10 protein-coding genes are annotated in these 9,165 nt (G+C 55.1%); 6 read left to right on the forward strand and 4 right to left on the reverse strand.

Annotated elements, in window-relative coordinates; all coding sequences use genetic code 11:
* Positions 1–84 precede the first annotated feature (84 nt).
* From INT22_RS14670 to INT22_RS14690, 5 genes are all read left to right on the forward strand, one after another.
* Entirely contained in the window at positions 85–381 is a 297-nt protein-coding gene (locus INT22_RS14670) for an exodeoxyribonuclease VII small subunit (protein ID WP_038479402.1), read from the forward strand.
* Positions 375–1,271, forward strand: coding sequence for a (2E,6E)-farnesyl diphosphate synthase (gene ispA / locus INT22_RS14675; RefSeq protein ID WP_095603455.1), 897 nt, complete (start codon positions 375–377; stop codon positions 1,269–1,271). The genes INT22_RS14670 and ispA overlap by 7 nt, the downstream gene beginning before the upstream one ends.
* 29 nt (positions 1,272–1,300) lie before the next feature.
* On the forward strand, positions 1,301–3,226 hold the full coding sequence (gene dxs, locus INT22_RS14680) for a 1-deoxy-D-xylulose-5-phosphate synthase (RefSeq protein WP_193068479.1): 1,926 nt from the start codon (positions 1,301–1,303) through the stop codon (positions 3,224–3,226).
* A gap of 29 nt (positions 3,227–3,255) precedes the next feature.
* A complete protein-coding gene (gene djlA, locus INT22_RS14685) occupies positions 3,256–4,017 on the forward strand; it encodes a co-chaperone DjlA (RefSeq protein WP_193068480.1) in 762 nt (253 codons plus the stop codon).
* 62 nt (positions 4,018–4,079) lie between these two features.
* Complete coding sequence (locus INT22_RS14690) at positions 4,080–4,706, forward strand: glutathione S-transferase family protein (RefSeq protein ID WP_193068481.1); 627 nt, start codon at positions 4,080–4,082, stop codon at positions 4,704–4,706.
* On the opposite strand, the gene trhA is transcribed toward INT22_RS14690, so the two are convergent.
* The 4 genes from trhA to ribA all read right to left on the reverse strand — a co-directional run bounded on the left by trhA (position 4,703) and on the right by ribA (position 7,998).
* Positions 4,703–5,401, reverse strand: a complete 699-nt coding sequence (gene trhA / locus INT22_RS14695; RefSeq protein WP_193068482.1) for a PAQR family membrane homeostasis protein TrhA — start codon at positions 5,399–5,401, stop codon at positions 4,703–4,705. The two genes, INT22_RS14690 and trhA, sit on opposite strands and share 4 nt — an antisense overlap.
* A gap of 84 nt (positions 5,402–5,485) precedes the next feature.
* Complete coding sequence (locus INT22_RS14700; protein WP_038479420.1) at positions 5,486–5,818, reverse strand: FmdB family zinc ribbon protein; 333 nt, start codon at positions 5,816–5,818, stop codon at positions 5,486–5,488.
* 88 nt (positions 5,819–5,906) lie between these two features.
* Positions 5,907–7,136, reverse strand: coding sequence for a formamidase (gene fmdA, locus INT22_RS14705; protein WP_089040306.1), 1,230 nt, complete (start codon positions 7,134–7,136; stop codon positions 5,907–5,909).
* A gap of 226 nt (positions 7,137–7,362) precedes the next feature.
* Positions 7,363–7,998: a GTP cyclohydrolase II gene (gene ribA / locus INT22_RS14710; protein WP_030071109.1), complete on the reverse strand. Its 636-nt coding sequence runs from the start codon at positions 7,996–7,998 to the stop codon at positions 7,363–7,365.
* Between the two features lie 230 nt (positions 7,999–8,228).
* Between ribA and hemE the strand changes: the two genes are divergently transcribed.
* Positions 8,229–9,165 (forward strand): uroporphyrinogen decarboxylase (gene hemE / locus INT22_RS14715; RefSeq protein WP_226912771.1); only part of this gene is annotated, 937 nt, incomplete at its 3' end.

Here is a 9,165-nt window from a genome sequence, read left to right on the forward strand (position 1 = left end):
TTTATTTTTTGATAACACGGCTATCGTCACATTCGCCGCCCGTAATCAGCGTCAGGGCGCCAGCAAAATAGTAGGCCTTACCCAATGAGCGATAACACTCCACCAGCGCAAGATTTCGCCGCAACGGTTTCACAGCTTGAAACCATTGTGGAACGCCTTGAGTCCGGCGAACTCTCATTGGAGAACGCTCTGACCGCGTTTGAACAAGGCGTGCGACTCACGCGTGAAGCCCAGCAGCGGCTCGACAACGCCGAATTAAAAGTTCGCGCATTAAGTGAAGACCGCGATGGTAAGCTTGACGTTACCTCTTTCGCGACGGTGCCAGAAACGGACAATGCCACTAATCACGGCAACGACAGCGAGGAAACGCCGCCATGGTAACGACGGCTAATGCTTCTCAACTGGCGACGCTGCGCCATGCGAGTAACGCACGGGTGGATGCCACACTTTCAGCCTTGTTTGACTCCCAACCAGCCGTCGCGCCACGCCTGGAAGCCGCTATGCGTCACGGCCTACTGGTAGGTGGTAAGCGCCTGCGGCCACTGCTGGTCTACCTCGCAGGTAACGCGCTAGGGGCGCGGGACGACGCGTTGGACGCCCCTGCAGCAGCCATTGAGCTGATTCATGCGTACTCATTGATTCATGACGATCTGCCTGCCATGGACGATGACGACCTGCGTCGCGGCCAACCCACCGTACATAAAGCGTTCGATGAAGCCACCGCGATTTTAGCGGGAGACGCACTGCAAGCACTGGCCTTTGAGGTACTTGCCAGCCAGCCCCATCCACGGCTTGGCAGCATGGTTACCACGCTGGCCGTTGCCTCTGGCCGGGCAGGTATGGTCGCAGGCCAAGCGCTAGACTTAGCCGCCGTGGGGGGCCATCCGGACGTGAATGCCTTAGCTCATATGCACGCCCACAAAACCGGCGCGCTGATTGTGGCCGCAGTGCGCTTAGGCGGCTTAGTCGCAGTGGATGAAAACGACCCCCGGCTTGCCGCTCTGATTCGCTACGCCCGCGCCATTGGTCTAGCCTTCCAGATTCATGACGATGTCCTTGATGTGACGGGCGATACCGTCACACTGGGTAAAATCTCTGGCGCTGATGCTGCACGTGCCAAGCCGACTTACCCTAGCTTACTGGGACTTTCCGGCGCACAGCACAAAGCAAATATGCTTATCGAAGAGGCCATTGCCGCCCTCGCCCCGCTTGGCGAGCAAGGCGCACCGCTGGCCGACCTTGCCCACTATATGATCGAGCGCGACCACTAAACGATGTCCATGACCCTGTCCATGAAAACATGCCTATGAAGCTGTTCGACGAGATTCCCCGCGAGCGCCCGGCAACGCCGCTGCTCGACTCTTTTGATCATCCCGCTGCGCTGCGGGCCATGAATGCTAAGCAGCTTGCCCAGTTGGCTGACGAACTACGTGCCTACTTGCTATACAGCGTGGGTGTGACAGGCGGCCACTTCGGTGCAGGTCTGGGCGTTGTGGAACTGACCGTAGCGCTGCACCACGCCTTTCATACGCCCAAAGATCGTTTGGTGTGGGACGTAGGCCATCAAGCGTACCCGCATAAAATTTTAACTGGGCGACGCGAAGCGATGCTCAGCATTCGCCAGCATGGCGGCCTTGCAGCGTTTCCCCGTCGCGCAGAATCCGATTACGACACCTTCGGTGTAGGCCACTCCAGCACGTCGATTTCAGCTGCCCTGGGGATGGCGCTAGCCGCCCAGGCGCAAAACGACCCACGTCGTGTGTGCGCCATTATTGGCGATGGCGCACTCACTGCGGGAATGGCGTTTGAAGCACTGGCCCATGCAGGCCACGTTAACGCCAATATGCTGGTGGTGCTGAACGACAATGAGATGTCGATCTCGGAAAATGTTGGCGGCATCGCGACCTATCTAGCCCGCGTGCTGTCTAGCAAGCCCTTCCTTAAGATGCGTGAAGAAGGCAAAAAAGTGCTCTCCCATCTGCCGGGCGCACTCGAGCTTGCTAAGCGCACCGAAGAGCACATGAAAGGTATGGTGAGCCCTGCCACGCTATTTGAAGAAATGGGCTTTCACTACATCGGTCCAATCGATGGTCACGACCTGGAGGCGCTCACCGAAACATTGCGCAACCTGCGCGACCAGGATGGCCCTCAGTTTCTGCATATCAAAACAGTTAAGGGTAAAGGTTTTCTGCCCGCCGAAGCTGACCAGATTGGCTATCACGCCATCACTAAGCTAGAAAAGCCCAGCGCCACTGCCAGTGCACCACTGGTGAAGCCCCCAGCAGCGCCCAAGGCACCGGCTAAGAAAAAGTACTGCAACGTGTTCGGCGACTGGCTGTGCGATATGGCAGCCACCGATTCACGGCTGATGGGAATTACCCCCGCCATGGGCGAAGGCTCGGATTTAATTCGTTTCTCCCAGCAGTATCCTGAGCGTTATTTTGATGTCGCGATCGCCGAGCAACATGCCGTAACGCTTGCTGCGGGTATGGCCTGCGAGAGCATGAAGCCTGTTGTGGCGATCTATTCCACGTTCTTACAGCGCGGCTACGACCAACTTATTCACGATGTTGCCGTCCAGAATCTAGACGTAACATTTGCGATTGACCGCGCAGGCCTTGTGGGTGAAGACGGGCCAACGCATCACGGCAGCATGGATTTGTCTTTTTTGCGCTGCATTCCGGGCATGGTGATTTTAGCCCCTGCTGATGAAGCAGAGTGCCGCGCCATGCTCAGCGCCGCTTACCATCACCCAGGCCCAGCAGCGGTTCGCTACCCGCGTGGCACAGGCCCTGGCGCAGCTATTCCTGAGCACTTAGAGCCGCTGCACATTGGCCAAGCACAGCTACGCCGCGACGCTGGGAATGAGGGTGTGCGCATTGCATTGCTGGCATTTGGTAGCGTCAACAGCGCCGCCGCAGAGGTTGCCGAAAAGCTCGACGCAACGCATATCAATATGCGCTCTATCAAGCCACTGGACCGAGACACCGTACTGCATGCCGCCGATGAACATGAGCTGCTGGTCACTCTGGAAGAGAATGTGATCGCCGGTGGCGCAGGCAGCGCAGTGAACGAGCTGCTGCACGCGGAAGGGGTACAAATCGAAGTGCTCAATTTAGGTCTACCTGACACCTTTGTTGAGCACGGCACCCCCGCAGAGTTGCTACGCGACTGCGGCCTGGATGCCGACGGTATCGAGCGCGCTATTCGTGCTCGTCTCCCGTAACTTTTAACTTTTCAACGGCTGAGAACATCATGCTATTTTTGATTATTTTGTTTGGCCTGATTGGCCTTGCTGTCGGCGGCCCCATTGGCCTGCTGGTAGGCGGTGGGTTGGGCTGGTGGCTAGGGAGCCGCATTAGCCGCCGCTTAAACGCTGCCCGCACACAAATCCAAGAAGGCTTTTTAGAATCGATCTTCTCGGTAATGGGTTGCTTGTGCCAAGCCGACGGTAAGGTCACCGATGGCGAGCTTGGCGTGGCCGAAAAGCTGTTCGACCAAATGCATCTTCAAGGCGAACAGCGAGCCAAAGCGCGAGCCGCCTTCGAGCGCGGACGCGCCGACGGCTTTAACCTTGATGCAGAGCTGGCGAACGTTAACCGATTGACCCAGCGCCAGCCGGTTTTACGCCAAGTGTTTTTGCAGGTTCAGTTAACCGCCATCGCTGCCGACGGCGTGCTGCATCCTGCCGAGCACGAGATGATTTTGCGCGTGGCCCGTGGGGTTGGCTGTAGTGAAGCGGAAGTGCAGCAGATTGAAGCCATGCTTCACGGTGCCGCCGCGAATTCGCAGGGTTCCAGCGAAGAGGCATTGAAAGACGCCTATCAAGTACTAGGGGTGAGTGAAGATGCCAGCGACGCTGAAATTAAAAAAGCGTACCGCCGCCTGATGAGCCAAAACCATCCCGATAAACTCGCCGGTAAAGGGCTGCCTGAAAGCATGCGTGAAGTGGCCCAGGCACGCACCAGCGAAATTGGCAACGCTTACGAACGCATCCGTAGCGCCCGAGACCGGTAGCTCGACAGGTTTCTAAGCACTCGCTACAGTAAAATCTCACCGCGCTGCTTAGGAGCTGCCTCATGATAACGAACTACAGTTTTCCGAACTCTCGCTCGATGCGTGTTACCTGGACACTTGAAGAACTCGGCCTAGAGTACCGTTGCCAACATGTCGCATTGGATAGAGGCGAGGGACAAACCGCTGAGCACCTAGCCCGCCATCCAGATGGCAAGGTGCCAGTGATTGAGGATGGCGAGCTAACGCTGTTTGAATCGGCACCTATCTGCCGTTATCTAGCCGAGCAATACGGTGATGCCAGCCTTCTGCCAGAAAGCGCCGCTGAGCGAGCGCAAGTCGACCAGTGGCTAAGCTTTATCGTCACCGAACTCGAGCAACCGCTGTGGCTTCAGGCCAAGCATAAATTTGCGCTCCCCCAAGATAAGCGCGTGCCTTCAGTATTGCCTACCGCCGCCTGGGAATTTCAGCGGGCACTGCTAGCACTAGAACGCCGCTACAAGGGCCAGGAGACGTTAGTCGGCGAGACGTTCACCCTGGCAGATATCTTCCTTACCCATACGTTAACGTGGGCAGCCAGTATGAAACACCGACTGCCTGAACCCCTAGCGGTCTACCGCGCACGTCACGCTGAGCGCCCAGCGCTAGCCCGTGCCATGGAAAAAGAGCAAGAAGCGGCAGTTGATCGCTAGGTAACCGCCCCATGAGGTAGAACAGCGCTGTAGACAGCAAAGTAGTGGCAAATACTTCCGGCAATCACAAACAGATGCCAAATAGCGTGATTGTAGGGAATGGCACGCACGGCATAGAAGATAACCCCTAGCGTGTAGATGATTCCCCCTGCGGCAAGCAGAGCGATGCCGGTCACCGATAAACTGGCCGCCATCTCTCTAGAAGCCAGGACGATCATCCAGCCCATCAGTAAATAGATAGCCACGCGTAGTACCGCGAAACGCTGTGGCCAGAGCAGTTTGCAGCCAATCCCCACTAGCGCTAGCGACCACACGGCGGTAAATAACACCCAGCCCGTGGTGCCACGCATATTAACGAGCAGAAAAGGCGTATAAGTGCCCGCGATAAGCAAGTAAATTGCGCAATGGTCAAGCAGCTGGAAGCGTTGCTTCCAGCGCCGATGAGCAATGCCATGATAGAAAGTCGAGGCAGTATAAAGCAGGACTAGCGTGGTGCCGTACAGGCTCAGGCTGACAATTTTCCAAGGGTCGACGTGGGCGGCTAAGCTCGCTACTACCAGCAGTACGACCATACCCACCAAGCTGAGCACAGCGCCAACCCCGTGGGTAATGCTGTGTAACCACTCTTCGACAATGCTGAACTCACCCTGCTGTTGAGGCAGCACGTCATGCCGTTGTTCATCTAGAGCTTTCATCCTGGGGCGCTCCCGATATGCCACGCCCCACCATTATCACTCCATGCGTTCAATACCTACAACGCTGGCGCAGGTAACGTGGCTTTAATGACTTATCATCCAAGGCCGTGCGGAAGGGAACATTTTATTACCTTCCGCCGTATAAAATACTTGGGGCTTATGACGTTCTTGATGACAACAGCCTTTTTCGTGCTCACTATGCTGGTTACCATGCCTGGGCTCATGTGCGGCTTTTTCATTCCGTGCAAAAGCGCTGCGCCGCGCTGGGTCCATCGTTAATAACTGAGGGGCGACCAGCAGTACTCGTGGTGACAGCGTTCCACACGTTGGGCAAGCGCAAGCATCACCTACTTCGCGCAGTGGAACCAGTTCGTGGAACAAGCCATGGGTAGCACACTTATAGTCATAGAGAGGCATACCACTTTCTCCTTGTTAGCATCCATTTTAAACAGGCAGCGATACTGGCGTGTCGCTGCCTTTCTCAATGCAGCGGTGGCTAAGCGCTCTACTTATCTTTGGAGAGCGGCAGATCAGCCCCCTGGGCAACCTGCGCTCCAGGCCCATTGGCATTCGGCTTCACATCAATATCAAAAATATCCGTTGGCAGCCAAAGTGTTGCGCAAGCATTGGGAATATCGACAACGCCACTGATATGCCCTTGTACGGGCGCGCAGCCTAGCAGCGAGTAGGCTTGAGCACCGGTGTAACCAAACTTTTTGAGATATTCGATGGCATTGAGAACAGCCTGACGATAAGCCACATGTACATCCAGGTAGTGCTGTTTACCCTGCTCGTCTACCGACACCCCTTCAAAAATCAGGTAATCATCGTATTTCGGCGTGATAGGGCTTGGCTTGAAAATAGGGTTCTTGATGGCGTACTTCTCCATCCCGCCTTTGATCAGGTTAACCCGCAAGTGGATCCAACCGGCCATCTCAATAGCGCCACAAAAGGTGATTTCCCCATCACCTTGGCTAAAGTGCAGGTCGCCTACCGACAAGCCACCATCTTTAACGTAAACGGGAAAATAAATTGTCGACCCACGCGATAAGTCTTTGATATCACAATTACCACCATGTTCACGGGGCGGTACTGTTCGCGCGCCTTCAGCGGCAGCTTGTTGCTTGGCAGTGCCTGACAATTTACCCATATGCGCCGTATCGGCGTAGGGCAGCGCGGCTAACTGAGGGATACGGTCAGGCTCGGTATCGTAAAGTGCTTTTTCCCGCTTATTCCATTCAGCCAACATCTCTTTTGAAGGTAGGCAGCCAATCAAGCCGGGATGGATCAAACCAGCAAACTCGACACCAGGAATATGTCGGGATTTAGTGAACATGCCATTAAAGTCCCAGATCGACTTTTGAGCCTCTGGGAAGTGCTCGGTTAAAAAACCACCGCCATTCTGTTTAGAAAAAAAGCCATTGAACCCCCACTGACTCTCCTCAAAGGTACCAATATCAAGAATATCGACCACCAACAAATCACCAGGCTCAGCACCTTCAACCCCCACAGGACCTGATAAAAAGTGAACCTGGGTTAAGTCCACATCGCGCACATCGTCGGCGCTATCATTGTTATGGATTTGCCCGCCAGTCCAGTCATGACACTCAACGATAAAGTCGTCGCCAGGCTTTACCATGCAGGCCATGGGTATATCGGGATGCCAGCGATTATGGATCTGTTCGTTCTCGTAAGGTGATTGTTTAAGGTCAATTTTAATAATTGTTTCAGCCATAACAAACCTCTGTCACGTAACGTAGGATAGTCAGCGTAGAGAAGATCGTTTCCCCTACCCCACTATGCAAAATAGTCACTCAGACAGTTATAAGCTAATTACATCTCGACTATTACGCAGCCTTAACGAAACTCAGCCGAGTATCTGCTCAACAAATACTCAGGAGAGCGGGCTTTAGAAGCTTTCAGACAGAAGAGCGGTTCAGCAGTGTGACAAAAGGGCTTAGTCACCCTTTACGTTCAATATCGACGTCGCTGGCCTGGGTAAAATCGTCCAGCGCCATCATATGGCCAAGCTTGCCCGCTTTGGTTGAGAGATAGTGCTCATTATGGGGATTTAGGCCTGTGGTAATCGGCAGGCGCTCAACCACGTTCACGCCATCCCGGGTTAAGGCATCCACCTTACGAGGGTTGTTGGTCATCAGTTTTAATGCCGTGATACCCAAGTGGTTAAGCATCGGCACACACAGGTCGTAGCGACGCATGTCCGCACCGAAACCAAGTTGCTCATTGGCTTCAACCGTGTCTGCACCTTGATCTTGCAGATGATAAGCACGGATTTTATTCAGCAGCCCAATACCTCGCCCCTCCTGGCGCAGGTAGAACAGCACGCCACGACCTTCTTCGGCAATACGCTTGAGCGCTTCTTGTAGCTGATAGCCGCAGTCGCAGCGCATGGAAAACAGCGCATCGCCGGTTAAACATTCAGAATGCACGCGCCCCAGTACTGGCTCGCCGCCGCTCACATCACCTAGCGTTAAGGCGATATGGTCTTTACCCGTAGCTTCGTCTTCGAAGCCGTGCATGGTGAATGTGGCCCAAGGGGTGGGCAGCCGGGAAGCGGCAATGAAGCGAATGGTCACAGGTTACCTCGTCGATTAACCAAACCAGCTAACCACACCGGTGTTGGAAAAATAAGAAAACATTCTACCAGGAAGCAGCGGTAGCCTCACGGTCTCAACAGGGAGAGGCGTTTTTAAGTACGTTTTTCAGTACAATTGCCGCCTTCAGACACAGTTATCTTCAAGTACCGTTATCTTCAAGTACAATGACTCCCTTACAATGCGGGCAAACTTCTCAAGAGCAAGTGTTTATGACCACCACACCTTTGCAAAACGACCGTTTTCTTCGTGCGCTGGCTCGCCAGCCCGTCGACCGCACTCCGGTGTGGATGATGCGCCAAGCAGGCCGCTACCTGCCAGAATATCGCGCCAGCCGCGCCGATGCTGGCAGTTTTATGGATCTGTGTCGCAACCATGACCTAGCTTGTGAAGTAACGCTACAGCCCCTTGAGCGTTACCCGCTAGATGCCGCCATTCTATTCTCCGACATCCTCACAATCCCAGATGCAATGGGGCTAGGGCTCTATTTCGAAACCGGTGAAGGCCCTAAATTCAGAAAAACCGTACGCACCCCAGAAGAGGTTGCAGCGTTAACGGTACCCAACGCCGAGCGCGATCTCGATTACGTGATGCGTGCCGTATCGACCATTCGTCGTGAGCTGAACGGCCGCATGCCGTTGATTGGCTTTTCGGGTAGCCCCTGGACGCTAGCCACCTACATGGTGGAAGGCGGCTCCAGCAAAGACTTCCGTCATCTGAAAACCATGCTTTACGATACGCCAGACACCATGCACCAGTTGCTGGATACCCTGGCACAGTCGGTAACCGACTACCTAAACGCGCAAATTCGCGCGGGCGCTCAAGCGGTACAGATTTTTGATACCTGGGGCGGTGCGCTTTCAACCCCCGCCTACCTGGAATTTTCGCTGCGCTACATGGAGCAAATTGTCTCCGGCCTGATTCGTGAGCACGATGGTCGCCATGTGCCGGTTATTCTGTTTACCAAGAACGGCGGCCAATGGCTGGAACACATCGCCTGTGCCGGAGCCGATGCCCTGGGCATCGATTGGTCCACCGAGCTTTCCGACGCCCGCTCCCGCGTGGGCCATAAAGTCGCGCTGCAGGGCAATCTCGACCCCAACGTGCTGTTCGCCCGCCCCTCGGCCATTCGCGCCGAAGTGGCTCCCC

Source organism: Halomonas sp. 3D7M, assembly GCF_014897885.1.
Lineage (GTDB): Bacteria > Pseudomonadota > Gammaproteobacteria > Pseudomonadales > Halomonadaceae > Vreelandella.